The sequence below is a fragment of the Bacillus cereus group sp. MYBK108-1 genome, from assembly GCF_051917185.1.
GTDB lineage: Bacteria > Bacillota > Bacilli > Bacillales > Bacillaceae_G > Bacillus_A > Bacillus_A cereus.
Genome location: NZ_JBQAHZ010000022.1, coordinates 36968 through 62949, shown reverse-complemented (window position 1 = coordinate 62949; position 25982 = coordinate 36968). Strand labels below are relative to the sequence as shown.

Sequence of the window (25982 nt, the reverse complement as noted above, 5' to 3'; positions counted from 1 at the left end):
GCGAGAGGATTGCCGGAGCATGAAAACCATGATGACTTTACAAAGGTAATCATTGGACTAACTAGAGTAGAAACAAAAATTGATGGTCTTGGTAACGTGAGAGAATTAGCAATTGATGTACAGCAGTCAGCGAAAAGCGAGCATTTACGTGTAGATTGTTTAGTTTTTTGGATGGGAACAACAGTAATTGGATCAATTATTGCTGGAGCAATCGCATTGCTTTTTAAATTCTTAGGAAAGTAGGGATAAATAATGAAAGAAAAACTAAAAAATTGAGGATTATGGATAGCTTTATTTGCACTGTTGGGAATGATAATAATGGATACTGTCCCTAATTTTAATTTAGGGCGATATCAAGAGTATGTAGACGTGATGTTGGTTATTTTACCTGCTGTAGGTGTAATTTCTAATCCTAATGCTGGTAAATGGTTTGCTGACAAACAATATGAAGGAGACGATAAATAATGGGTTACATTGTAGATATTTCTCATCATAACGGTAATATCGATTGGGGCCAAGCAGCTTCTCAATTGGATTTAGTTATTGCTCGTGTGCAGGATGGTTCAAGAGTTAGAGATAGAATGTATCAAAAATATGTACAGGCTATGAAGCAACGAAATGTACCATTTGGTAACTATGCATTCTGTCGTTTCGTTTCTGAAAATGATGCACGTGTAGAAGCTCGTGATTTCTGGAAACGTGGTGACAAGAGTGCAACAGTTTGGGTGGCTGATGTAGAAGTGAAAACAATGGATAATATGCGGGCAGGTACACAGGCTTTTATCAATGAATTACGTCGATTAGGTGCTAAAAAAGTCGGTTTATATGTTGGCCATCATATGTATGCTCCATTTGGAATGGCAAATGTAAAGAGTGACTTTGTATGGATTCCTCGTTATGGTGGTAACAAACCAGCGTACCCATGTGATATTTGGCAATATACAGAAACAGGGAATGTAGCTGGTATCGGAAAGTGTGATTTAAATAAGTTGGTTGGAAATAAATCGTTAGCGTGGTTTACTAATCAAACTGTTGAGCAAGCAACAACACAAGAAGGAGTTGGAATTATAGTGAATAAATATAATAAAGTAATCACTTATGAGTTTGGTGTAAATTTAATTCCTGATATGGTTCAAATGATGGATAGTCTTGGATATACTTCTAAAATAGTTTCTCGTGGAGATCATCGAGGGCTTGCGCATTTTGAGACAGATTATCGTCAAGGCAACGAGTTAGACAAAGCGACGGCGTGGTTAGATGCTAAAGGATTAAAATACTTCTATACAAGAGAATAGTTTGATGAACAAAAATAAGAGCTGTCATATGACGGCTTTTTTATTGCTATTATACTAAAATTTACTTATCGATAATGCTTTAAGTACAGGCTTTACAATTAAACCTATTAAACGAAAAGTTTTAAATATAGGGCGCACAACTTTCATGAAGATGCCCCCTAAATCAAATAATATATCAAGTATGTATTGTGATAAGTTAATCTATCACTTTGCATGTTCTTCCATTTTCTTTTCAAGTGCTTTAGCGTAAGCATCTTTAGTTTCCTGATTTAATTCATAAATTGCCTTATCCCACTGTTCACCGTCTACACCTGACATTTGGGGAGTGCTTTTTAGTATAGCTAATTCAATCTCCTTTCTATCTTCTTTATTAGCGTCGAGTATTATCTTTGTTCCTTGTCTTGCATCTGTTACACCTTCTAACACAAGTTCGTGAATGTCCTTGTACTTATCAGTTACTTTTATATTTTCCATACGGTCTAAAGCTTTATCCATAGCGTCTGCTGTTTTGAATACCTCTTTATATCCTTTATTATTCTTTTTAGCTTCTCCTAGTTTTAACAATATCATATCCTTTTGGGTTTGAAATTCTAAAAGTTGCTCACAAATATGAAGTGCACCCCAATTGTTAAACTGTGTCGAACAATTGGGGTGCACTTCATAACGAGGCTTTTTTGTTTTGTATGGAACGGAAAGTTAAAAAGATGATGGCTGATCTTCAATTTGTTATGAATCATGGTCAAATCAGTGTAGATTTTATGGATCAAGGATATAAAAGAATGCTTTTTAGTGCATTGGAAGCTACTGGAAAAAGGTTTAATGTGCATACCAATGAACATAATGAAACAACCTTGTTCTTAGAGTTATTTTAGTTAATGTACGCAATGAGGAGCTGTTAATAATGGAGCAGTTAACGATTTTTGACGTAATAGATGAAACTAAAAATAAGCTTTATGAGGTCTTAGAGAAAAATGGATTAGATTATAAGATTCATAAGTATTATTTATATTCGGATTATGAGGGGGCTGTGCAATATTACTATATAAGAACAACTGATAATACAATTATTGATTTGTGTCTCTCGGATTTTCCAGAAATTTTCGCTATCCATAAAGGGTTTAGTGATAAAGAAATTAAAAAAATTTACAAATGGAACTTATAAGTCTAAATAACAAAATAATGGAGGAATGAAGAATGAAGATTGCTGTATCGGAATGGAAAGCATTGAAAAAAGAAACAAAGATAAAGCTATTGCGTTATGCGATGTTAGAAAGCAAATATAAGTATGCAAAATAAAAGCTCTTCATTTGCAAAAGCAAACAAAGAGCAAAAGTCAAGAGTGACCGTCGAGGAAAGAAATTGGCAGGTTTCTTTCCTCTATGTTTTAACATATTAAAAGTTGTAGAGAAAAGGGGGCGTGTAGAATGGAAGAAGGTCGTATTTCCTTTCAGCAAGGGTTTAAAGAATTTCTTATAATGATGCTCTGTTTTTGATTCATTATGTTTCTCGTGTATGGTGAAAGCCTGTTACAATAGTAAAGAATAACTTGGTTACAAATTGATAATGAAATGGGGAAATATGCTGGATAAAAGCAACCGGAGTAACTAGAAAAGTGGATGAATTAGGGCGTATAGTAATTCCAAAGGAACTTAGAAATACGCTTGGGATTAAAGAAAAATCACCATTAGAGATTTTTGTAGAAGGGGAAGACATCATTTTACAGAAGTATCAGCCTGGTGCTGTTTGTGTATTAACAGAAGAAGTGTCAAATCGTAACATAGCATTAGCAAATGGTAAGATCACATTAAGCCCAGAAGGTGCAGAACTATTAATAAAAGAAATAGAACAGTATCTTGTAAAATAAGTGCTCCTTTCAAGGGGCTTTTTTAGTAAAGATACTTAAAATTTCACGTACCGTAATATTTAATAAAAAACAAGATACATAATCAATAGTCTACATTGAATCTTATGTTGAACTCATCTGCTAAATGGAGTCCCTTCTCTTTTGTCCAGAATCCTGTAGGCATTTTTTTTAATTCCCACTCTTTAAAACGATTTGGATATAATTCATTCAACATATGATAAGGACGACTACCCCAAAATTATAGCGCATTTAACATAGCAAATGGACTTGATTTCCAAAACTTTATACAAGGAGTTTGGAGTCGATGTTTTAACAACCATTTTTGTGAATATACATCTATTAACTCTTCACGAGACAAGTAAACGGATCTTTATTTAATACTTAAATTATCATTCCGATTTTTACCACAAATTCTTTTTAATTGTATAGCAGGTGAGAATTTTCTGTACTTATTTCGTTTTAGCTTCCATACTTTATGTATGTAGTGCATTCTTATCAATTTGCCCCATTACTTTAACTCGTAGGGGCATTAACTTTAGAACTCTGCTAATGAATAAGCAAGTTAATAATTATACTTGAAAATGGAGTGATACGATGAATAAGACGTATGATGTCATCATTACCGGTGCTAGATGTGCCGGCTCTACCTTGGCAATTTATCTTGCTAAGGCAGGTTTCCATGTGTTGTTAGTGGACCGAGCGAATTTTCCAAGGGACACATTATCAACCCATACCTTTTTCAATAATACTGTCGCTCTTCTTCGAGAAACCGGTGTCCTGGACAAGTTATTGGAAACAAAAGCACCGCCGGTACGGGATATTAAATTTCAATTTGAGGATACCGTGATAGAAGGTCTCATCCCTGAGGTTTACGGAGAGGAAAGTTGTTATTGTATTAGAAGAACTTATCTCGATTATATTCTACTTGAACAAGCCAAATCCCAAATGAATGTAACTGTTTTAGAAGGATTTCGTGTGACGGATGTCATCCGTGATGACGAAACAGTGATAGGCGTGAAAGGTTTAGACGGCGACAACGAGAAACAAGAATTTTTAGCTCGCCTGGTAGTCGGGGCAGACGGCCGATCCTCTATTATTCGCAAGCTGGTAGAAAGTGAACTCAAAATAAGTATTCCGGCAACAGTCGGCATCTATTTCGGGTATTTCTCTGGATTTCGCCACGATAATGTCCCTAAATTTGAAGTATACAAGATAAAAGATAACACAGCCATTCTCTTTCCGACGAATGATGATTTATATGTAATTGTCGGCATTTTCCCATTAGAAAATAAGGAATTGATAGAACGGTTGAAATTAAATCCGGAAAGCTGTCTACGCAATTTCTTTACAGATAACTTTCCGAATACAACAATTGGGGCGCGCTTGAAAAATGCAGAACTAGTAGAACCGGTCAAAGGCATTCTCGGATATGATAATTACTGGTATAAAGGAATGGGAAAAGGATGGGCGTTGGTTGGAGATGCAGTTTGTTTTAAAGATCCTGGCATGGCGCAGGGTATCCATGATGCTATATGTGGAGCACGTATATTATCCAATATTCTATCAAAATATAAGGGACAATCCGATCAATCAAATCAAATGTTTGAAGAATATCAAAAGGCAATAGAAGATGAGTTTATGGTTCGGTTTCACATGGGATGCCAAATTTCGAAGAATGAACGCATATCTGAACAACAGGATGCTGTCAACAAGCTAATCAGTTCCCATCCAGAGGCTATAGAGAAGTTTTTAGGGATTTACAATTATGCAAACGAGCCCGCTGCTTTAGAAAAAGAACTCGCAAGAATTATGCAATCAATCTAGCAATGATTTTAGAGATTAAGTGATTTAAGTACAAAAATAATTCACTATGAACCTCCCCCACTTACTCGCTTCCGCTTGAAGTGGGGATTTCTTAGCATCAACAAAGACAAGGTCCCATGAGAAGCGGATTTTCCATCTCCTCTCTGCACCTATGCAGGGACTCCTTTTCTTCATTTGACTAAGCAACTTCTGCACATGCAGAAGGGTGGGAACATACCGTCTACTACTTTTTGCTTACGCAATCCACAAATACTTTCTCTTCGTTTCTTCCGGGATATGACACATCTTTCCGTACAGTTCTTTTGCCAAAATGTTGCGGGCACCGTGAATGTCCCAGTGTTCTTCGTAGCCGCACACACAAACGTAGTTACGTGTCCGCACTTTCTTTCTTCTTTGGCAACAAGGGCATGTTTGAGAAGTGTATGCTTCGTCTACGAGAAACAATAGAGGTACCTTTAGCAATCTAACTTATTTCGATGCTGGAGCCAGAGTGACTTCGGGTGATGTTACCTTGTCATAAAAATCTACGAATTTGTCACGATCGGCGCTATCACGGTAAGCCATGGCGACACGTGGATGTTCATTAAGTACACCAGAGATCATGTAAGGTATGATATAGCCTCACTCCCACTCTTGTCGCATTTCTAACAAGAGTATATCTTACTAGTGAATTCTGTATATATTATTATATTGATTTTTCGCGTTAAAGACAAAATAATTCAAAGTAAACTTTTAGACAAAAGTTTACTTTCATTTCCCCTTAAACATTGACTTCCATCTGATTTCATTGATATTATAAAAAATGACAAAAAAGTATACATTCAAATCATTGAAAATAAAGGGATTGAAAAACAGATGAATAAAAAGCAACATTTAATCGATGTACAACCAATTCGAAGCAAAGAACAGCTCGAAGATATGAAATGGTCACTTAAACGTCATTGTTCAGATCGTGATTACATTTTGTTTTTAATTGGTATTAATACAGGGTTACGTGTAAGTGATTTACTTAAAATGGAAACAAGTGAAATTTTAAAACTGAAGCGAAAAAAACGGAAAGAATTTAAAGTGAAAGAAGGAAAGACAAAAAAGGAGCGTATCATAAATATTACATCAATTTTTGAGGAAGTATTGCCATACGCTGAAAGTCTAAAAAGTCCCTGGTTATTTCCTTCTCGAAAAGGTGATAAACCCATTAGTAAAATTCAAGCCTATCGACAGTTACAAAAAGCCGGAGATTTTGCCGGAGTAGAATCCTTAGGTACTCATACTATGCGTAAAACATTTGGATATTGGTTTTACAAGCAAACAAAAGATATTGCTATGTTACAAGAAATATTGAATCATAGTACACCACAAATTACATTAAGATACATTGGAATTAATAAAGAAGAAAAAGATAATATACTCGATACATTTCGCATTTAGGGGGCACCCTATCACAAAAAAGAAAATTTTAAGTGAGGAAAGTAAATTTCGAACATGAAAACAAGTAATTTTAACAACGCTAAGAGTGTTGTATGCAACACAATTAATTTAAAAAAGATTCCTTTTGTATGCAACGAAATTTAAAACATGGTTAAAATGACTCAAAAACTCTTAGTGTGTTTTTTAAAATACTGGAAAAATCCCATTTATCGGTGTTCAATGTATCTAGAAAAAACCGCTTTAGCTTGCTTGCTGAAGCGGTTTCGTATTTACATAATTCCAGTCATAGTTCGTCTCCGTTAATTATAGTATTAAACAAATCTATAGTATCTTGATTAAATAGAGGACTCAACTGATCCTTTTCATTGTCACTAGGAGTGCTACTGTTTAACCCTATTGCTAAGTTTGTATCCCATCTTCTTTCATTGGATAAATTGCCAATCCAAGCACCACCACTATTCCCATGCCGCATTGGATTACCCTTCATTCTAACTATATTATTAATAATTTCACCTTTGGTTCCATCGACTCCATACATAATTTTCCCATCAATATAGTTGCCTGGATATCCTATTGCATGGATTTCTGCTTGTGATATACCTATCTGCATTCCCATCCAATCCGAGTATGGAGTAGTTGTCCAACAAAATGCATAGTCAAAAGCAATATTTATGGGGTCTGAAACCCACTCTTCTGGGGTGAGGACTCTTTCAATTGCAAAATCTTGGCCTTCCGTTTCTCCATTTGTTTCCTTATAACCACGGCTGAACAAGAAATTTTTATAGTAATCACCAGTAACATTATCTCTTACACAATGCGCAGCAGTTAACAGTACTTGACTATGACCAACAAATTGAGCTGATCCAAACTTATCCTGAGCGTCGTCACCTTCACCTATAGTAAAAAAAACTTCCCACCACAAAAATATGGTCGTTCATTGACATCCACTTCATACGGTTCTGAAATAATAGAGGATGAGTTATCGGAATTACTTTGAGGTATAATCATATAATCATTTTTATTAGTAAGGTTATTGACCTTCTCATAAGAAATTTTAGGCGGTAAAACGGGTTCTGCTTTCGCTTTTCTTTCATCTGTCCAATAATCCAATACAAATTGTAATTCTTTAGTATTATATGGTTTCGTCATGTATTTCTCTCCTTTTTACTCATAAGTTTTTTCACAAAGAAACTGTGTAATATTTTTTTATTATTCCCAAAGTAAAAGAAAGGATTTTCACCAAACAATATTAGAGAGACACGTCAATTGTGGCATAAAGGAAATAATGATGGTGTTGAGATTGCTCAAGGTGACAATCATGTGCATTTAATTCGTAATTTTCAAACCATGGTTCTTAATGATTTTGAAGTATTAGTTATTGGTGGTCATATAGCTGAAGAAGATGTTTTTAACGCAGATGATTACATGGGACATAATTTCATAACTATAACTCAAGCTGAAATTGACAATTTCCATCCCAATGGAAAACATTTTCCTATATTTTTTTCAGAATCGTCTCAACATGTTCGAGTTGATTATACGGTGAAAAAGATAAATATTTAAAATGTTTTTATATTAAATGTTTATCAATTTTATTTTAACTTCAAAAATTTTAATATTAAATAATTTTATTATTATTATACCTATTTTATGGTGATAGTTATGTATAACATATTCATAAATAGTTAACATAACGTCTCATTATCGGTAGCAAGGAAAAGGAGGAACCCTTATGAGAGAACGGGTTCCTCCTTTTTTGTTCTAGGGATCTATGCATTTTTTATACATTCCTATTCTGGTGCGGTTTTATGGACCTCATTTGTTGTTGGAGTAGCCAAAAAACTGTATAAAATCTTGTATGCTCTTAGCGTGTTTTTTTCAAAAATGCTGGCAGTACCCCTTGTTAAGTATTAAAAAATAATAATTATAAATCTATTTTATCCTAACGTTAAGGTAGTACTGGTTCTTTTATTGTTCGTAAACATGATTATACAAATCAAATCCAATGTTTGTCCCAATTTTAGAATTATTTTCTACATCTACCCTGTAATATTTAGGAACAACTATAGATTTACCTGAATCGGCTTTGAATAGTTTATAGTACCATTCACCATTTTTTTTATGTTGCGTGTTAATTGGAATAGTTGCAACTGTTTGATTAGTTTCTGTATCTATCAGGTAATAAGTCATGTTAGGTGTTGAATGGAATCATTCAAAAAGCAGAAAATAATAATCTAAAGGAAAAGAAAATTGTTTTAACAGGGGATTATCGAAAAATAAAAACAAACAAAGATTTATTAAGAAAAAATGAAAATGAGTACGCACAAGATGAAACGGAAGAAGAATTACAATCTGTAAAGATAGAAATAAATAATGTAAAGAAAACAATCCCATTACAAGATGAACTAACAGATAAAATTGTAAATGAGATTGAAAGAATTGAAGCAAATAAAGTATATCAAACAAATGATGAAAAAGAAAAAAGTAAATCGGAAATTCAAAAAAGAAAGCTACAAATAGAACAGTATAAAAAGAGAAAATTAGAGCTAGAAAACAAAACCAAAGAGTTAGAAGCAAAAGAGAAAAATCTTGAGAAGAAATTAGAAGATCATCGTAAAAAGTTTAATTTAGCAGAATGAAATTAAACTATTTTAAAAGATAAAAAGAGATATAAACATTACGAATATAATTATCAGATAATTCTTTTGCCATTATATAAGGAGTTGTGATTCAAAATAAAGGTTTGAAGAAATACATTGAAACTGCATTGGATTTACATTGAAACTACATTGAAACCACGCTGAAACTACATTGAATTTCTCTTTCTCATGATATCACGTTTTTGTTAGGCTCTGCCTAACCTGTCACCTTCGGTGATAGCAAAAAACCCTTATGCTCTTGCAATTAAAATTACTAATTTGGAGGTTTTCCCCTATGAATGTGTTAATCCGTGATCTTGATGCTAGTTTAGTGAAACGAATTGACGAACTAGCAAAGGTAAAAAAATTTCTAGACAAGAATTTTTGCATAGATATATTAGTAATCTTGCAGTACTTCAAGATATGAAAGACCTTCAAGATAAACATATAGAATTACAAAAACAAAGCATGATCCTCATAAAACAAAATACACAAACATATTTTATGAAGGGGTATTTACATGCTGAAGCGTATTGTTTTTATGAGTATAACAGGAATTATATTTATGAGTTTGTTAACAGGTTGTAGCTACATTGGAAAGTTCTTCACAGAAACTTATTATGTGAAAATTGAAGGCCAAGGAACCAAAGAAAGAGATGCATTCCAATATACTTTAAAAGGGTTTAAAGAAAATGGAGAAGAGAAAACAATCCAATTTATTACAAATAGTGACAAGCAAATTAAAGAAGGAACATACTTAAAAATTACGGCCGATGAAGATAAAGGTGCTAATAAAAAAACACCTGATAAAATTTCATTAATTAATGGTTATGAAGAAGTTAAAAGTGAAGATGTACCAGAAAATATAAAAGAGAAATTAAAATAAAGTTTGTCCATATGACTAATTTAAATAAAAAACTAATATACCTAAATTTAACTTTTAAATATATGTAAATGAAGTTCCCTTATCTTTCTTTATCTATATAACAAGAAGGACGGTTGTGGGAAAATCGATTACAAACATTTCGGGTAAAAATCAATGTTTGTAATATGAGAGATGAAATTACGGGGATAAATTATCCACCTTATCAAATTTCATTTTTATTCTATAAATTTTATATACCAAAGGATAAAGTGAACTTTTGGATAAAAATTCTTTAACTAAATTTCTCAATATAGATATACTACTAAATTACGACTCTAATATTCAAAATTAACAAAAAAGAAATTATAATATAAATATGATGGTTACCCGTTTGTTAACTCCTTGTGCTAAAGATAAGATCGTGTTCCCTGATCTTATCTTTTTATTTTTGGATTTTAGACACAAAAAAGAAGTCCTTAATAGCTTATAACTCCCCTGTCATTAGGCCTGAAAGAAGTAAAACTTCAAACTCCGGTCTCTACGTAGCACATTAAAGTAGTAAAAATTGCTTGGAGGAAAACGTTGGACGAGAATTAAGCGTACCAGAAAATATAAAACAAAGAGAACTAAATGAGTTATTTAGTAAGATACATTGGAAGCAATGTAAGATACAAAGAGGACATAGGGAGCTTCTTCTGAAATAATATAGTTATGAAAATATAACCACTTGAAGATATCTCTTGTGTATCTAAAACATTGGCAAAACAAATAGATGATTTTAGGATGTAGAAAATGCTCACTAAAAAAGGAGAAGTGATTATGTCAGAAGCTTTTTATATGAAGATTGGTGATTACGAGAGACCTGCAGATATATTGCGGATGCTTGGACATCCTATGCGTTTGATGATAGTTCGAGAATTAATTTTGAAAGGACCATTAAATGTATCCGATTTACAAAAGTTACTACGTGTTCCACAATCTACAATGTCACAACAATTAGCAAAGTTAAAACAGTTTAAGATGGTTTCCTATGAGCGAAAAGGAAATGAGATGTATTATTTAGTGAATGACGAAAAAGTGATTGAGAGCATGAAGGAAATAGAACGTTTGCATCAATGAATGTAAGAAGACATGGAAAACCTCGTAACGGTATGAGAAGAATAGGGGGAGAACTCATTGGAAACGAAATTACAAGCATTTCAAAAGGATAGAGGTAAGAACATGCTATTTTTGCAGGAACAATTATTACAAGAAGCGTTTCAAAAGAGGAAGGATATCACGTTAATTCTGGTAAAAGGATTAAATGTAAAAGGAATAATAAGAGGATATGATACTTTTTCTATTTTAATAGAATTTGAGGGGAAGCAACAGCTTGTATATAAACACGCAGTCTCCACGATTCGATTCTAAAATAAGTAGCCCACGGATAGCACGTTCGAGCACTTTAAATAAACACATTTACAGGTACTTGAAACCCTTAGCAAAACAACCAGAGGTACCACCACATGCCCATCAACTTAAGGATTTAGACTATTTTTAAAGTTAAAAGCACGTTACTATTTTCTTATGTTAATGAGAAAGGGTGACGTGCTTTTTATGAATATGCAACAAAAACAATAGTTATCTTTATTTGCCGAAGAGCTATATCGATATATGTCTCCCGCTACACTTAATTAATTAGCTATAGAAGCCCAGTTACGACACTTCTTCTGTACCAATACAATTAAAAAAGGATTTATTATTCACGAAGTTGCGAATCAGCTAGGCATTCTAACATCCATACAACATTACTTCACACATATCCAAATCAACTGCAGTTAAAAATAAAATGGAACTCTTATAAAGGAGCAATGGGAAAACAATGGGAGTAAAACAATTACTGTCAGAGGCACAACAAAATGAGTTAATGGATTTCTCACGTTTAACAGAATGGAATTTGATAACATTTCATACCTTGAATAAGATTGTAAACATGTAAAACGGGATTTTACCAAGTCTACCAGAATTCAAAATCTTCTTCATGCTTTATATAAATAAAGGATGGCCCCCTTTATGCAAAAAAGAAGCCCGTATATACGGAGCTTTAATAAAAAATAAACAAAATAAGTAGTACTTGAGCACAACTTGCTCTTGATTGACAGGTTATATAAAATAATAAGAAAGTATATCCAAATCAACAAAATAATATTTTATCAATACAAATCATTTACTTGTAATTTAAACGGTTTTAAAGGCCAATATTTACTATCGTTTGAGGGCTTTGCGTATGCATAAATCATAATTTCATCATTTGGCATATCATATCCCATATTATTATGAATGTTGTACAGGTGATCAAGAAGCTCTTCTTTTGTACCATATGTAATTCGTGCTTGGTTTCCAGATAAGGTACTTTTCCCTGGTGTCACAGAGATTATTTCCTGCTCTCGATCAATTCTTTTTAAATAATCCCTATTTCCAGGATCTTCGATTGTAAAGATAATTTCATCATAGTATTTATTTTCAAATCTATTTGCTAAATTTTCAGCAAGAAATCTAACATTGCCGTTACTTCTTATTTCAACATTAACAGATGCACTACTTTGTTTACTTTTAATGCTTTTTTCTACTACATTATTAGAATAATTATTTAATGTACTTGTCTCAGCAGCAAACGTATTTCCCGCACCAGACAGCATAATTCCTGTTGCTACTGTCCCCACTAATAATTTCTTGAACATTTTAACATCCCCTTTTATTCAGAATATTAATTCAAATTAATAATAACCATAAACAATTATAATGTAAATATATGTAAAACTTTCTCTATTATTTATAGATTTTTCTGTAATTAATAGAAGTATGATCCAAAACACAATTAAGGAGATAATTTTATATAAATATTTTTTAATCTATTTATACAAAGAAAAATATTGTACTCAAAAAGAATTATACAGTTTATAAAGGTATACCTTTATAGACAGTTTTGAATTTTATTAAGGAATAAAAAGAGCCTATACTTCAGTGAAGTATAGGGAGAGGGACAGAAATCAATCAGTTATTAATTTTGAATAGATACTTAAATCGATGAATTTTCCATTTGATTTTTCACTTTTTCTTAGCGTTCCTTCTAACGTGAATTTTAATTTTTTTAAAACACTTATGGAATTTAGATTCTCAGGTTCAACTTTTGCTTCAATGCGGTTTAGCTTTAAATTAGTAAATGCATAGTCTAATAAAGCGGAGATTGCTTCAGGTGCATATCCTTTGCCCCAGAATGCTTTTGAAATATCATAACCAATCTCAGTTTTAGAGTTTTCGAAATCTAAGAAATTATAACCACATGAACCAATGATTTGATTAGATTTTGCTTCGATAATAGTAAATCGGAGCGCTTTATTACTTTGAGCCAGCTCGTTTAGAAATCTAATCATGTCTTTTGCTTGATCCTCAGTAGTGAAATTAATAATATTCATGAATTTCGTAACATCTGGATCAGACCATATTTTAAATAAACTTAATGAATCGGATTCTTTTGTTTTTCTTAAATGTAATCTTTGTGTGTATAATTCTGTAATCAATACTTTTACCTCCATTATATTAGTGATGGGTAGATTAAAAATATTGATATCTGCGCATAATTCAGCCCTTTCTACTCTCAGTTATTATTTATTATACATGAGAGAAATAGAGAGAGGGAATTATGTGATTTTTTATATCTACTTTGTTTCTTAATTGTTTTTTCTATTTAATAGCACAAGTGAGTTCATTAAAATGAAAGGGGAAAATCCTTAGCTTTACTTCAAGTATCAGTACGTGATTGATATTAGTAATAATAGAATAGTTAATTAAACTTTAGGGGAGGAACAATAATATGGCAAAAGTTCTAATGTTTAATTTTCCAGGAGAAGGACATATTAATCCGACAATTGCACTTGTCGAAGAACTAATAAAAAGAGGCGAGGAAGTTATTTACTATTGCGTAGAAAAGTATAGAAGTAAAATAGAGAATACAGGAGCTTTATTTCGACCATATGAAAATTTCATATCACAAATAGACATGGTAAAAAGAATGAGTAGGCAAATGGATTCTCAAGAACTATTATTACACATGGTAAAATCCATGGATAAAATAATAGAGGTAATTTTAGAAGAAGTAAAAGAAGAAGAATACGATTATGTTATATATGATAATAATTTTGCTGTTGGCTGGATCATAGCAGAAGTATTACAATTACCTAAAATTTCTTCATGTACAACATTTGCCATTACTAAAAAGATAGCCTCTGCTCTTATGAAAAATCATGGAGAAGAAAATAAAAAATCCCCTTTATATCAGGAAGTCATTTGTATTTTTAAAAAATGGGAAGATATGTATGGAATTACTCTTAATGAAAAACAGAATGTGATGACATGCCCAGGGGATATTACAATTGTATATACATCAAAATTGTATCAACCAAATGTCGAAGAATTTGATGATTCTTATATATTTGTCGGGCCCTCTATTGCACAGCGTAAAGATGTAGATTCTTTTTCCTTAGAACAGGAAAAGGGAAACAAGCTTATTTTTATTTCTATGGGAACAGTATTTAACCAGCAATCCGACTTTTATTACACATGTTTTGAAGCATTTCGAGATAGCTCGGTTACTGTCATATTAGCTATAGGGGAACAAAATGATATTAATCAATTAGATAATATTCCTTCTAATTTTAAGCTATATAATTACGTTCCTCAATTAGATATTCTACAACATACTGATTTATTTATTACACATGGGGGAATGAATAGTTCCAGTGAAAGCTTATATTTTAGTGTTCCTATGCTAGTTATTCCAGTTATGGGAGATCAACCTATAGTTGCTCAAAGAATAGAAGAATTAGAAGCCGGAGTCCAGCTAGATCGTAATTTTCTTACTCCGGAAATATTACGTAATACAGCAATTCATGTGTTATCAAATAATATTTATACAAAAAATAGCCATAGAATTGGAAAATCTTTAAAAAATGCTGGAGGATATAACAAGGCAGTCAATGAAATTGAAACCTTTAAATTTAAAATGTGTATTGAGTGAAGCAAAACTACTGTGACTTTAAAAATGAATTATAAAAATGAGTTATATGGAGGGAATTAAAATGAAGATTTTAGAACAAAACTATCAAGAAACTAACTATCTACAATCTTATGAGAAAAGTCTAAAATTATGGCCAACTAGTTTTTCATCTTACTTTGTAGAAACATCTCAAGGGAAGACTCATATTATTGAAAGTGGTAATAAATTAGCACAACCTCTCCTATTACTTCATGGAGCAAAAATGAGTTCGACAATGTGGTATTCAAATATTTTAAAATGGAGTAAACATTTTAGAATAATGTGTATTGATATTTTAGGAGATAAAAATAAAAGCCTTCCAAAAAAAGGATTTACAAATCGCTTAAGTTATGCACTATGGTTAAAAGAAGTATTACATACATTAGAAATTAATAGCACGAACATTGTAGGATTGTCATATGGTGCTTTGCATACTGTTAACTTCTTGACATTTTTTCCAGAGAAGGTAAATAAGGCTGTAATAATGAGTCCTGCAGCAACGTATATTCCTTTTCATCCTTTGTTTTTTTCCTATGCTTTAGGAATGATGAATAGTAGGGAAGGGGTCGAGAAATTTTTAGGGTGGATTTTTGAGAATCGATACACTGTTCATCCTTATATTCAAGAACAATTGATAGCAGGAATGATGTGGAATAATTCAGTGAAAAATGAAACTCTAATAGAACAGGGATTTCCATATATTTTTACGAACCAAGAGTTAGCCGAAATTCAAACGCCTATGCTGCTAATGTTAGGGGAGAATGAAGTAATGTATAACCCAATAGAAGCTTTCAAATGTGCCGAAAATTCATCACCCAATCTAACTGTAGAATTGGTGAAAGATGTAGGGCATTTGATGTCCATGGAGAATCCTCAATATATAAATGATCGTATTTTAGAATTTTTTAATAAATAGGGCATCTCTAAACTCAAAGTATGTCTCGCAAAGGAAACTGTTATGACAATGCCGTTATTGAAAATTTTTTTGGTATCATGAAATCAGAATTTCTGTATCGAAAAGAATTTGAAAGTATAACACATTTCAAACAAGAATTAGCTAAGTACATAGACTACTATAATCATAAAAGAATTAAGGCAGCCTGTCTAACTTTCGGGGGGCACTTCAGTATGCCAGCTATATCCAAAATGAGAAAGTTTGAAGTGATATATGAGATGTTAGAAACAGGATATACAGTTACTCTATTATGTGCCATTGCTTGTGTAAACCGAAGTGGCTATTACAAATGGATAAAGCGACACGCAGTGCCTTCTAAAAGAAAATTAGCGGACACTATTGGAGTGTCATACAAAACTAAGAGGGATTTATGAATATAGAAGAATACAAGTGTGGCTGAAAGCCACATATAATTTTCATTTGAATCATAAGCGTATCCAAAGATTAATGAGTGAATTAGGTATCAAAGCTATAATTAGGAAAAAACGACCTTATTACGGAAAAAAAGAGGCGTATTTGATTCCAGATAACCATCTAAATAGAGACTTTCAAGCTTCAAGACCAAATGAGAAATGGGTAACAGATATTACCTACTTAATTTTCAATGGACAGCGCTTGTACTTATCTGCCATTAAGGATTTATATAATAATGAGATTGTTGCTTATGAAATCAGTCGTAGAAATGACTTAAAGCTTGTTTTAGATACCCTTAAAAAGGCAAAGAAAAAACGACATGTGAAGGGAATCCTCTTGCATAGTGATCCAGGATCCCAGTACACATCTCGTCAATATAACCAATTACTTAAAAAAATATCAGATGGAGGCAAGTATGTCTCAAAGGGGCAACTGTTGGGATAATGCTTGCATGGAAAACTTCTTCAGTCACTTTAAGGCAGAGTGTTTTTATTTAACCTCATTCCGTAAAGCGAATGAGGTTAAACTTGCCGTACGCAAATATATACATTTTTATAATCATCAAAGATTTCAAAAGAAATTAAATAACCTGTGTCCATATAAATATAGAACTCAGGTTGCTTAGTTGCGCTTTTTAAATACTGTCTACTTGCCAGAGGGCACTCCAATTAAGCTATCTCTTTTTTTCCTTTAATCTACGTTTCCTTGTTTATGTTAGTTTGAAATAAAGTTTGATTAAAACTCATTTCGAAGTCTTTAATTGCAAATGACAGAGTATAGCAACTTTTTTATAAATGTTGTAACCTTTATAGATTCAATAGGATATAGTACAATCTTTTTTTTTTTTCATGAATAAATTATATAGAATTATATATTCTAATCTAGAAAGGGTGATTACAATAGGAAACTATTATGATAGAAAATACAAATATTATAAAAGCTCATCTTGTGGTGAAGGCTATGATAAGTACTATGAAGGTTCATCTTGCCATAGCCATAATAAAGAATCTATCGAATTCCAATATGATGAAAGATTAATTACTACTCCCATACTCGTTCCTCCTGCTCCAGCGGCACCACTTGCAATTTTAACAGTAAATTTTGATAAAATAAATACAGGCGACCGTGTATGGCTGAGTGGTATCGTCAGTCTAAATAACAATAACAATGTATTTTCAACAGTTACATTAACCATTACAAGAACATCTCCATTATCAGGAACACCTCAGGTCATTTATACACAAGTATTTGAAATTGATAATGAAGGTGATGATGATCAAATCCAAACTCCTTTTTCACATGTAGATGTTCCAACAACGCTACTTTTTGATGTTAGATACCAAGTTCGAGTAACTGTAGGAAATCCTAATTTATTTGTACAAGGAGTAAATACTCTAACAGCCCTTAGATTTAGTCGATAATAATGAAATATAGTAAAGCTATGTCGAAGAATATTCAACATAGCTTCTTTTTTATAATCAAACATTTTTTTATATGGATACAATTGTTGCACTTACCCTAGTTGTGGCGAAAGCGTCCGTTTTTATCATTCCTCTTGCATCATTAGCATGTGTAGAGATGGCGATAAAAGGCTCATGTATTTTATATTTTATTTTTGGACTAGAATATAAGAAATTAATAAGGTACAGCAAGCAAATTTATTAGAAATGGAAAATAAACTAAGCGTATTGAATTACTCTTATAGGAGGTGGAGTAGCGCTATGGCAGGAATGGAGATAGTGTAAACCGCAAATGAGGTATATGGTTGGTTAGGAGTAAGTGGCAGTACCCTTAGAAAATACTCGGATGTTCTTGAAAAAGAAGGGTATGAGGTAAAAAAGAATAGTTGAGTGAGATGAGAATATACAGAGTTTGATGTGGATTCCTGAAGATTTCGATTGCTCATTTTGCACAAAACGCTTTTAGATAATATCTATATCATAATAAATTATGAAAATTTAAATATAGGTAAATAGAGAGGAATGGTGCACTTATTACTCATTAATTAGCGCTAAAACCGAAATATAATTTACTATTTTTTCAATGAATTTATATTTGTAAAAAATATAATCTTTAAATCAATCTTAAACTAGAAAAGTTTAACTTTTGAATTGGCATTGTAACTCTAATAGGCTGAAAATATAGAACTAAGATAATTGAAATTGATTTAATAAATAACATATATCCAATTCCATATGCAGCTTATGGTGACCTTTTAGCTGGTATTATCGTTTCCTTTTTCGTTTTAAAGTCAGCAAAAGGGCTAAGAAGATAGTAAAGAAGTGGAAGAGGTCTAAATTTGTAGTTGTAAATAAAGAGGTTGGATAAGAAATCCCTGTTTTTTGTGATGCTTTTAATAGTCAGAGTAGGCGGATCGATTTATATTAACTAAATCCTAACTTCTACGATTAATTTCCTTATTTTGTTAAATGTCCAAAGGGTGAAGTGACTCAAGTTTAAACTAAATGTATGATTATGTTAAATTTTATAAGGGATATTATAAAGAGCTGTGTTTAAATTAACGCACAGCTTAAGATCCATCTGTTCAGATCGTAGTTAAAATCCACTTACTCATTTTTCAACCCGGAATCTGCTACTTTAAAAATTTTAATGGGAAAGCCAATAAAATATCTGAAAAAACAAAAAATAAAACCTATTATACAAGTTTATACATCAATAAAAAAACGAATATATTGCCATCGAACAGTTTTAAAAATCTAAAGTGATTTCAAAAGGAGATTAGATAATATGAGCGAACAATGTCCAATCCATGTACCTTGTCAGGCAGTAGGACAAACTCAAACACCATTTAGTGATGCACCTGCAACACCAATTACTACTCCAGGAACACCGATTGTAAAAATCCCAGTTGTATTAGCTGAAAGAACAATTCAAATTGTTGTAGAATCCGATGTTCCATTAGATCCTCCAGCAGTTGAAATTAAACGTGTGTTAAAGAACCATAAGTTAGCCAAAGCAATTAGTGAAGTATCTTGGTTACAATTTCGATACATGTTAGAATACAAAGCAAAATGGTATGGCAAACAAGTCATTGTCGTATCGAAATCATTTGCTTCCAGCCAATTATGTTCCTGTTGTGGATATCAAAACAAAGACGTTAAAAATCTAAACCTACGTAAATGGGACTGTCCTTCTTGTCGTGCACACCATGATAGGGATATTAACGCAAGTATCAATCTAAAGAATGAAGCGATAAGGCTTCTAACCGCAAGGACTGCGGGGTTAGCCTAATCAATTAGAGTTCGTTAGAACACTTTACTTAGGAATCCCCCCTCTTCTAAACGAAGTGAAAGTGGGTGTAGTTCAATCTCAGAATATAGACAAATTAATCAAGTAGAAAAGCCTGTTTTATAATTGTATTCCCAAAAAAAAGAACTAAAAACTCCTTTTATTAATATTGCGTTATGTTAACTCTCTAAAAAAAATAATCATAGAAGTTTTTTTGAATTTAATATAGGTTAGTAAACAAGCATGTTTCCTATTAAAACATAGAATAATATAACTCTTGTTTGATAGGAGGTATAAAAATGAATTGGAATAATGATTGCTGTAAGCATAGACATCATAACCAGTGTTGTGAGCATAAGCATCGTAAACATCGTTGTGAGCATAAACATCATAACCAGTGTTGTGAGCATAAGCATCATAATCATCGCTGTGAGCAAAAACATCGTAAACATCGTTGTGAACATAAACACCATAACCATTTTTGTAAATGTTTTATTTGCTGTCATCGTAACCATTGGTAAAAAGGTTCATGATTTTTAGTTTTAAAAAAGTGCAATATCTATTGCACTTTTTTAAATAAATATACAGGTAATGTATACCTTTTCTTATTTCCTTCAAGTTGAATATCATGTAATGCTTTTGTAAAGATTTGTTGTGTAACCCTAAAAATATAATCCTTTAAATTGGTAGCATATATTTTTCATTATATTTAGATACAAAACTATTAAGTGGTTTTATAAATTTTTTGAGTTACTCTATCTACTTATTCGCTCTTTTGAAGAACAGCAGATAATATTGGGGTTTACAAACCATGTATGAGTTGTAACAATACGACTATCTTCGGTATTTGTTCTAGTTTCTGCAACTGCTAATAATCCCTTTTTATTAAACCGTTCATTAACTCTGAAACTTTTCCCCTAGTTCTATTTAACTTTCTATCAAGGTAAATAGGTGTTGTACTATCAGAGTTAAATTCATCTTTTTTACTTATTCTTTCAAATAAAATAATTAGTTTAAATTCTACATAAGGTATTGAATTCATTTGAAAATGCTTTTTCAGTAGATAACAAGTTATGTTAGAAAGAACAGTAATTGCAAAGTTAGACTTTGTAATGAGCTAATTTCATATTCAAGATAAGAGAATATGAATTACTAAGTACTCATTTTTATAGAAACTTTGACTGCATCTTTCTCTATAAAATTGAAAGCAAAGGGTGATTTGTATACTTGAAATTTTTTTGGATTTTCAAAGTTAGCTTCACGTGTAAAAACATTGCCGAGTATTTTTTCTTCGATGATGCTAAATTGATGCTCCTCTTTAATGTCTTTTGATTCTATAAGACCTTGAAAGGGAACATCACCTTGAATCCTATAGTTTGGAATTACCTTGTTATAAGCTAAAGCTGTATAGGTAATAGTCTTACGGATAAATCCCGAAATAGTGACTACTTCTGAACACACCTTTTCAATCGTAGTAAATATTTGTCTATCAACTTTGATGGTTCCTTTTTTTGCAGGAGGAACTAACTGGATTTTATGCTCTATAAATTGCCTAAAGTATAATGTTTTTGATTTGGGGGATTTTGGTGTTTTTTTCATTTTTGGAGTTTTAGAAAAGCATAAAGATATTCTAGTTACTTCAGGAAGGCCTGATAAATTAATATGTGGGAAATAAGGCGTACTTGTTATAATGAAATTTTTCTTGTAATGTAAATTCATTTACGTTTCCGCACCTTTCCAATGGAATATAGTTTAAAATATGTCCTCTTCATCATATATGCTTCTTTTTGGTAAGGAATTTTCCAAAATGAGCATATGTCATATATCGATAAGATTTTTGAGGAATAGGAGTGGCACCATATCACTATCAAGCTAAGCTTATACAAAATCAATTTTAAGCGGGATTATTTCTTTTTTCTAAAGGGAAAATGTAGATGAATGAAAGATTTGCATACGAAAGAAACCCTAACGGGTTTCACTTTTTTGAATTAAGTGACTTGATTTTCAGACATGGTACAATTATAAACGACACTTAATATATCAAAGATTTTTTTTTCTCATATCGATGAGATTTCCGCCCATTTTGCTGCAGGAGATTGAACAGACGAAGTAACATCTTTGATAGCTCTTGGGTGTTTTTTGTAAAGTTTGGAATAAAAGAAGAAAATAGTCTTTAATCATATATATGGCTTTATACTCACTAAGCTCTTGTTTTTTCTTCGTGAGAAGCAATTGGTGCATTTGAAACATAATAGAGGAACAGAATAGAATGGCAATCAATTGACCATATAAATGGCACTTCAATCGTTCTGGTTTTATCTTTTTACAATGATGAATTTGAAAGAATGATTTTCACGTTTTAAATAAACTTTCGATTTGCAAACGCCAAGAATACCAGTCATGTACCCGTCCCATCGGGATAATATCTGTAGGGGGAGTGTCATATATACATCGATACCACTAAGTCGTTTACTACGAGGAGAATACTTCATTCCGCTCTTTTTTCTCTTATAGCTCATTCTTTAGAAACACCTTGTGCCATGATTTGAGTTAAAGTTTCTGCATCGGTACATAGCGTACTTACTTTATGCACAAACTGTTTTTGTAGTTTTTCATAGTGAGGCTATTGTGAGATTAAGAATTTCGAAGCACTAACTTTTTTAATTCATTTAATGAAACTACAATTGGATTTAAAACTGCATTCATCGTTTTGTTGTAATCCAATGTTTTATTACTGTACCATATATCTTCCGATTCAACTGAAAGGCATGCATCAGCCTGGTGAGTAATAACAAATTCTATAGTTTTATTTGTGATAGCTGATTCAATCGGGTAATGTTGTCTGTAACCTAATGTGTTATCTACTACCAAAGCTCAATTGTAGTAAATTGCAGTTGCAATGTCTTGAAGTTCGTGAGGAAGAAAAACTTTAACTGATCGTGGCGCCCTTATTGTAGCAAAAATAACCTTTATTCCTTTCTTCAGACACTCCAGTATAGCCTTTCTATTTCTTTCAGACACTTTCTTTTATGAATTTAAAAAAGTACCATCTAAGTCTAAAACGATTGCTTTAACCTCGGATTCTAATTCCACATGTATGTCCCCTTATTTACCGTATAAACTCCTCCTTTTTATGTTCTATATCAAGTTATAAATCCCTGTATATTTCATACATGTGAGGTTAACATAACGTCTCATTAACAGTAGTGGAAAAAAGCTCACTTCTTATCTTTTTTCAAATAAGAAGCTAACTTTGTCGTTTTGGGGGTAACTTGAAATCTTAGGTTGATAGCGATGTGGCAATCTCCTACTTGAAAATAGTGATTTTTAGTTAAATTGTAATAACCTTAATTTTGTGCAATAAAGCAATTAGTAAATGGAACTAACTGCTTTGTTACACATAACAAGCCCACGCTTACAGCAATGATTTGTAACCTACAGTTACATACATAGTATAAATCACATTAGAAATAGTATGCAAAATGAAAACGGGTTTAAAAAGTATTTTATTTTTTGTACTTCTATATACAAATTATGTTTATCATTAAATGACCTTTTTATTTGTTATATAGAAAGAATGCAACTAATAAAAATATTAGATATTTAGCAAATTTGGATTAGCGATATGATAATGCTTGTTTCCCTAATGCTTCCCAGGATTGAATGAAGATATCTTGGCTCACTTTATGTCCTTTTTTCACAGTTAATGGGTCATTGATATAAATGTATTTGTCCTCCAAACCTACAATAACAACAGCGTGTAGATCCAAAGGAGCTGTAATTTTTTTGTCATCATGTTTCCAAGACTCCCATCTATCTGGAAGGCGATAATCTCCTGTAGTCCATACTACCACAGGTTTACCGAGCTTAATTTGAGCTAACACAGTATTAAAAGTTTTTCCTGTTAAGTTTACTGTACGATTTGGAAGATAACGTTCCATTAATTCTTGTAACGGTTGAACGTGGACAGCGTATCCCTTATTTTTCCCAGTTATATCTCCAACAAAGCCTTCTTTAGGATCTCCCCATTGAATGATGTCTCCACTTTTATTTGTAGACAGTGGGGTAGAATCTTTTTTTATCTCGTTAGCTAAATCCATTTTATTAACCTTAATGCCTGCATGCTGTAATACCATCGCTAAGCTTGTAACTTCGCATCCATATTTTAATTCTGGCTTTTGTGATATAAGCGGCACATCTAAAATGATTTTTTTAGTGGCTGAAGTGGGAGATGGTTGTAAGGGTTTACTTTTGGGAAATGAATGTGTTGTATTTTGAGTCAATTTGTTATCTTTTTGTTTAACTTGTAATTCATTCTTTTTAAGAGAGGGTGTTTTTTCTGAACATCCCGCTAAAATTAAAGATATGGCATACAAAATTAGAAATCTTTTCATATCAATCACCTTTTTAAGATTACTTAATACCATAATATTCTACTATTCGATATTTTTAGAGGTGTAGAACGTTTAATAACCTTCATTTCGAGCAACTAAGTAAATTAACTATGTGTAGTAAAAAGACAGCCCACGCGTACTGAGTAATAATTTGGAACTTGAAGTTACAGTTATAGTATAAGCGAGTTGAGGAGAGCTATGCAGGAATAAAAAGTATTAAAAGCTTTATTCCAAAAGTGACTAGTGAAACATGTATATATCTGTCTTAAATGTTTAGAATGTTTCGTAGATCAAAATGAACTTTTTTTAACATTTTATCTTTTGTGAAGAGGGAAATGAATATTGAATCCTTTAACAAAATAGAAAGGGAGTATATTTCTTTCTTTTTATACAAATTATTAAGGGGGAAATACTTATGAAATCAGTAGCTTTTACTAAGAGATTATAAATTGTTGAGGTGATTCAATACATGCCAAAGTTAGATGTAGAGGGGTGTAACCTTTACTACATAGTAAAGGGAGAAGGGACGCCTATCATTTTTATCCACCCACCTACACTTACCTGTGAAAATTTTGAATATCAACTAGAAGAATTATCTAGAAATTTCAAAGTAATCGCTTTTGATGTTAGAGGACATGGCAACAGTCAGAGTTCAAGTCAGCCAATTACGTATTCACTAATTGCTAAAGATATGAAGAGTTTACTGGATTATCTGGAAATAAAAAAGTCTTTTGTATGTGGGTATTCAACAGGAAGCTCAGTTGCCTTGGAATTTCTATTAACATATCCCGAAAATAGTTTAGGTGGGATTCTAATAGGTGGAATGTCAGAAGTGCGTCAAGGCTATTTAAAAAATAAGATTTCTCTTGGTGTCCAATTGGCAAAGGCAAGAGCAATTTCATTTTTGGTATTTGCCATTTCTTGGGGGAATTCCAATACAAATAAATTATTCAAAAAAATGTTTCGAGAAGCTCGGAAAGGTAATGCCAAAAATATCGAACAATATTATCGCTACAGTTTGCAATATAATTGTACCAATCAACTTAAAGACATTCATCTACCTATGTTGTTGGTTTATGGTGAAAATGACAAAACTTTTTATAGTCATGCAAACTTACTACATGAAGAATTGCCATGTAATGAATTAAGATTTATTACTGGTGTAAAACATCAAATACCAACAAAAGCGGCTACAGAGTTAAATCAAATGATTGAGCAGTTTGTTTGTACTCAGTCTAAGGTGCCTAAAGAAGTTCTTAAATCATAAAGTATTATCTCAAATCCTAAAGGTGATTTGAAATTTATATTTTCAAAAAGGATAACGGTATGAGTTAAAGGAAGATACATAACAATTAACAAGTGGAGATGTTGAAAAATTAATTCGGATCACCATATCAAAAAAAGAAAATTTTACGTATTAAAACAGATTAGCCGATTTCCTGTAAAACAAGAAACCGGCTATCTGCTTTTTTATAGGGTTGTTGTCTGTTAGTAGTAACAGTTACTAGTTTGGATTACTTTGTTTCTTTTGTGTGTTAGGCTTAATTTCATCAGCAAACTCCATATTAGACAAGTTTACTTTGGATGGAATAAATGTTCTTGTTTTATTTTGAAAACCTTGAAACGTATGTTTTATAGGTCTCATCATACTTGAATTACGTGTTGCTAATAATCCAAAAACTGTTCCCAATCCTAGTAAAGAACCCCAAATCCATCCTTTATTGCTCTTCTTTTTATTTCCGAATAACTCAAACATTTGTTGAGTTATTTTTTTAGAATTAAATAATGACATCAAAAAGTTAAGGATATTCATTTTTGTCCCCCCTGAAAAAAGTCGCAATAAGAAACACTCGTTTCAATCTCACATAATTTATGATGCGATATTTTATAGAGATTTATGATGCCAACTTATACTAATACTTATTGACTTTCAACCAGAACTCCCTAATATTACCTAAGTGTTTTTTACTGAAATACGAAA

General features: G+C 32.1%; 30 protein-coding genes and 7 pseudogenes. 24 read left to right on the top strand and 13 right to left on the bottom strand.

Features of this window, described 5'->3' with window-relative positions:
- Positions 1-9 precede the first annotated feature (9 nt).
- The 3 genes from ACTFSL_RS23845 to ACTFSL_RS23835 all read left to right on the top strand — a co-directional run bounded on the left by ACTFSL_RS23845 (position 10) and on the right by ACTFSL_RS23835 (position 1295).
- Positions 10-243: a hypothetical protein gene (locus tag ACTFSL_RS23845; RefSeq protein WP_063538822.1), complete on the top strand. Its 234-nt coding sequence runs from the start codon at positions 10-12 to the stop codon at positions 241-243.
- 75 nt (positions 244-318) lie between these two features.
- Positions 319-465, top strand: a complete 147-nt coding sequence (locus tag ACTFSL_RS23840) for a hypothetical protein (RefSeq protein ID WP_440042507.1) — start codon at positions 319-321, stop codon at positions 463-465.
- Complete coding sequence (locus ACTFSL_RS23835) at positions 465-1295, top strand: GH25 family lysozyme (RefSeq protein ID WP_063538820.1); 831 nt, start codon at positions 465-467, stop codon at positions 1293-1295. Before ACTFSL_RS23840 ends, ACTFSL_RS23835 begins: the two co-directional genes overlap by 1 nt.
- Before the next feature lie 204 nt (positions 1296-1499).
- Here the strand turns inward: ACTFSL_RS23835 and ACTFSL_RS23830 are convergent, their stop codons facing one another.
- Positions 1500-1859, bottom strand: coding sequence for a hypothetical protein (locus ACTFSL_RS23830; RefSeq protein WP_440042505.1), 360 nt, complete (start codon positions 1857-1859; stop codon positions 1500-1502).
- Between the two features lie 119 nt (positions 1860-1978).
- Between ACTFSL_RS23830 and ACTFSL_RS23825 the strand changes: the two genes are divergently transcribed.
- From ACTFSL_RS23825 to ACTFSL_RS23810, 4 genes are all read left to right on the top strand, one after another.
- Entirely contained in the window at positions 1979-2167 is a 189-nt protein-coding gene (locus ACTFSL_RS23825) for a hypothetical protein (RefSeq protein WP_063539005.1), read from the top strand.
- 29 nt (positions 2168-2196) lie between these two features.
- The gene (locus ACTFSL_RS23820) at positions 2197-2457 is read left to right on the top strand and encodes a hypothetical protein (protein ID WP_088338369.1); all 261 of its coding nucleotides are present in this window, start codon (positions 2197-2199) and stop codon (positions 2455-2457) included.
- A gap of 423 nt (positions 2458-2880) precedes the next feature.
- Positions 2881-3159: an AbrB/MazE/SpoVT family DNA-binding domain-containing protein gene (locus ACTFSL_RS23815; RefSeq protein ID WP_088338368.1), complete on the top strand. Its 279-nt coding sequence runs from the start codon at positions 2881-2883 to the stop codon at positions 3157-3159.
- Between the two features lie 594 nt (positions 3160-3753).
- Positions 3754-4983, top strand: coding sequence for an NAD(P)/FAD-dependent oxidoreductase (locus ACTFSL_RS23810; protein WP_088338367.1), 1230 nt, complete (start codon positions 3754-3756; stop codon positions 4981-4983).
- A 234-nt stretch (positions 4984-5217) separates the two neighbouring features.
- Here ACTFSL_RS23810 and ACTFSL_RS23805 read toward each other — a convergent pair whose 3' ends face one another.
- Both ACTFSL_RS23805 and ACTFSL_RS23800 read right to left on the bottom strand, forming a co-directional pair.
- Complete coding sequence (locus ACTFSL_RS23805) at positions 5218-5427, bottom strand: zinc ribbon domain-containing protein (protein ID WP_080001279.1); 210 nt, start codon at positions 5425-5427, stop codon at positions 5218-5220.
- A gap of 24 nt (positions 5428-5451) precedes the next feature.
- Positions 5452-5634 (bottom strand): annotated as a pseudogene (locus ACTFSL_RS23800) (nucleoid-structuring protein H-NS); the annotation flags it as partial.
- A gap of 204 nt (positions 5635-5838) precedes the next feature.
- Between ACTFSL_RS23800 and ACTFSL_RS23795 the strand changes: the two are divergent.
- A complete protein-coding gene (locus tag ACTFSL_RS23795; protein ID WP_088338366.1) occupies positions 5839-6411 on the top strand; it encodes a tyrosine-type recombinase/integrase in 573 nt (190 codons plus the stop codon).
- Positions 6412-6694: 283 nt separating this feature from the next.
- Here the strand turns inward: ACTFSL_RS23795 and ACTFSL_RS23790 are convergent, their stop codons facing one another.
- Positions 6695-7333, bottom strand: a complete 639-nt coding sequence (locus tag ACTFSL_RS23790) for a trypsin-like serine peptidase (RefSeq protein ID WP_256942734.1) — start codon at positions 7331-7333, stop codon at positions 6695-6697.
- Entirely contained in the window at positions 7306-7560 is a 255-nt protein-coding gene (locus ACTFSL_RS23785) for a hypothetical protein (RefSeq protein ID WP_256942733.1), read from the bottom strand. The genes ACTFSL_RS23790 and ACTFSL_RS23785 overlap by 28 nt, the downstream gene beginning before the upstream one ends.
- A gap of 117 nt (positions 7561-7677) precedes the next feature.
- Here ACTFSL_RS23785 and ACTFSL_RS23780 point away from each other — a divergent pair, with 117 nt between their 5' ends.
- From ACTFSL_RS23780 to hfq, 5 genes are all read left to right on the top strand, one after another.
- Positions 7678-7974, top strand: a complete 297-nt coding sequence (locus tag ACTFSL_RS23780) for a hypothetical protein (protein ID WP_063538808.1) — start codon at positions 7678-7680, stop codon at positions 7972-7974.
- Between the two features lie 632 nt (positions 7975-8606).
- Positions 8607-9050: a hypothetical protein gene (locus ACTFSL_RS23775; RefSeq protein WP_243821183.1), complete on the top strand. Its 444-nt coding sequence runs from the start codon at positions 8607-8609 to the stop codon at positions 9048-9050.
- Positions 9051-9570: 520 nt separating this feature from the next.
- Positions 9571-9936 (top strand): YxeA family protein, encoded by a 366-nt coding sequence (locus ACTFSL_RS23770; protein ID WP_063538806.1) that lies wholly within the window; start codon positions 9571-9573, stop codon positions 9934-9936.
- A 798-nt stretch (positions 9937-10734) separates the two neighbouring features.
- On the top strand, positions 10735-11034 hold the full coding sequence (locus ACTFSL_RS23765; protein ID WP_063538804.1) for an ArsR/SmtB family transcription factor: 300 nt from the start codon (positions 10735-10737) through the stop codon (positions 11032-11034).
- 57 nt (positions 11035-11091) lie between these two features.
- On the top strand, positions 11092-11325 hold the full coding sequence (gene hfq, locus ACTFSL_RS23760; protein WP_063538802.1) for an RNA chaperone Hfq: 234 nt from the start codon (positions 11092-11094) through the stop codon (positions 11323-11325).
- Positions 11326-12548: 1223 nt separating this feature from the next.
- Here hfq and ACTFSL_RS23755 read toward each other — a convergent pair.
- Positions 12549-12635 (bottom strand): annotated as a pseudogene (locus ACTFSL_RS23755) (LCI family antimicrobial peptide); the annotation flags it as partial.
- 309 nt (positions 12636-12944) lie between these two features.
- Positions 12945-13475, bottom strand: a complete 531-nt coding sequence (locus tag ACTFSL_RS23750) for a GNAT family N-acetyltransferase (protein WP_000627286.1) — start codon at positions 13473-13475, stop codon at positions 12945-12947.
- 293 nt (positions 13476-13768) lie between these two features.
- Here ACTFSL_RS23750 and ACTFSL_RS23745 point away from each other — a divergent pair, with 293 nt between their 5' ends.
- The 10 genes and pseudogenes from ACTFSL_RS23745 to ACTFSL_RS23700 all read left to right on the top strand — a co-directional run.
- Positions 13769-14971 (top strand): macrolide family glycosyltransferase, encoded by a 1203-nt coding sequence (locus tag ACTFSL_RS23745; RefSeq protein WP_088338343.1) that lies wholly within the window; start codon positions 13769-13771, stop codon positions 14969-14971.
- Positions 14972-15032: 61 nt separating this feature from the next.
- Positions 15033-15905, top strand: coding sequence for an alpha/beta fold hydrolase (locus ACTFSL_RS23740; RefSeq protein ID WP_088338342.1), 873 nt, complete (start codon positions 15033-15035; stop codon positions 15903-15905).
- A 14-nt stretch (positions 15906-15919) separates the two neighbouring features.
- Positions 15920-16087 (top strand): annotated as a pseudogene (locus tag ACTFSL_RS23735) (IS3 family transposase); the annotation flags it as partial.
- A 30-nt stretch (positions 16088-16117) separates the two neighbouring features.
- On the top strand, positions 16118-16318 hold the full coding sequence (locus tag ACTFSL_RS23730) for a hypothetical protein (protein ID WP_153579813.1): 201 nt from the start codon (positions 16118-16120) through the stop codon (positions 16316-16318).
- Positions 16319-16334: 16 nt separating this feature from the next.
- Positions 16335-16802, top strand: coding sequence for a DDE-type integrase/transposase/recombinase (locus ACTFSL_RS23725; protein WP_230396914.1), 468 nt, complete (start codon positions 16335-16337; stop codon positions 16800-16802).
- Positions 16762-16983 carry an IS3 family transposase gene (locus tag ACTFSL_RS23720; protein ID WP_080470926.1) on the top strand — a complete coding sequence of 74 codons (222 nt, stop codon included), beginning with the start codon at positions 16762-16764 and terminating at the stop codon, positions 16981-16983. The genes ACTFSL_RS23725 and ACTFSL_RS23720 overlap by 41 nt, the downstream gene beginning before the upstream one ends.
- 265 nt (positions 16984-17248) lie before the next feature.
- Entirely contained in the window at positions 17249-17779 is a 531-nt protein-coding gene (locus ACTFSL_RS23715) for a hypothetical protein (RefSeq protein ID WP_232305881.1), read from the top strand.
- Positions 17780-18079: 300 nt separating this feature from the next.
- Positions 18080-18205: pseudogene (locus tag ACTFSL_RS23710) on the top strand (DUF3967 domain-containing protein); the annotation flags it as partial.
- Between the two features lie 308 nt (positions 18206-18513).
- Positions 18514-18615 (top strand): annotated as a pseudogene (locus ACTFSL_RS23705) (cation-efflux pump); the annotation flags it as partial.
- A 692-nt stretch (positions 18616-19307) separates the two neighbouring features.
- A pseudogene (locus tag ACTFSL_RS23700) lies at positions 19308-19610 on the top strand (RNA-guided endonuclease TnpB family protein); the annotation flags it as partial.
- 227 nt (positions 19611-19837) lie between these two features.
- On the opposite strand, the gene ACTFSL_RS23695 reads toward ACTFSL_RS23700, so the two are convergent.
- The 5 genes and pseudogenes from ACTFSL_RS23695 to ACTFSL_RS23675 all read right to left on the bottom strand — a co-directional run bounded on the left by ACTFSL_RS23695 (position 19838) and on the right by ACTFSL_RS23675 (position 24001).
- Complete coding sequence (locus ACTFSL_RS23695; RefSeq protein ID WP_063538794.1) at positions 19838-20122, bottom strand: hypothetical protein; 285 nt, start codon at positions 20120-20122, stop codon at positions 19838-19840.
- Between the two features lie 637 nt (positions 20123-20759).
- Positions 20760-21326 carry a hypothetical protein gene (locus ACTFSL_RS23690; RefSeq protein ID WP_001048815.1) on the bottom strand — a complete coding sequence of 189 codons (567 nt, stop codon included), beginning with the start codon at positions 21324-21326 and terminating at the stop codon, positions 20760-20762.
- A 269-nt stretch (positions 21327-21595) separates the two neighbouring features.
- Positions 21596-22117: pseudogene (locus tag ACTFSL_RS23685) on the bottom strand (transposase); the annotation flags it as partial.
- A gap of 364 nt (positions 22118-22481) precedes the next feature.
- Positions 22482-22628, bottom strand: coding sequence for an HAD hydrolase family protein (locus ACTFSL_RS23680; RefSeq protein WP_230396906.1), 147 nt, complete (start codon positions 22626-22628; stop codon positions 22482-22484).
- A gap of 596 nt (positions 22629-23224) precedes the next feature.
- Positions 23225-24001, bottom strand: a complete 777-nt coding sequence (locus ACTFSL_RS23675; protein ID WP_063538792.1) for a C39 family peptidase — start codon at positions 23999-24001, stop codon at positions 23225-23227.
- 469 nt (positions 24002-24470) lie between these two features.
- Here ACTFSL_RS23675 and ACTFSL_RS23670 point away from each other — a divergent pair, with 469 nt between their 5' ends.
- Positions 24471-25268 (top strand): alpha/beta fold hydrolase, encoded by a 798-nt coding sequence (locus tag ACTFSL_RS23670; RefSeq protein ID WP_088338341.1) that lies wholly within the window; start codon positions 24471-24473, stop codon positions 25266-25268.
- A 237-nt stretch (positions 25269-25505) separates the two neighbouring features.
- Here the strand turns inward: ACTFSL_RS23670 and ACTFSL_RS23665 are convergent, their stop codons facing one another.
- Positions 25506-25814: a hypothetical protein gene (locus ACTFSL_RS23665; RefSeq protein ID WP_063538788.1), complete on the bottom strand. Its 309-nt coding sequence runs from the start codon at positions 25812-25814 to the stop codon at positions 25506-25508.
- Between the last annotated feature and the right edge of the window lie 168 nt (positions 25815-25982).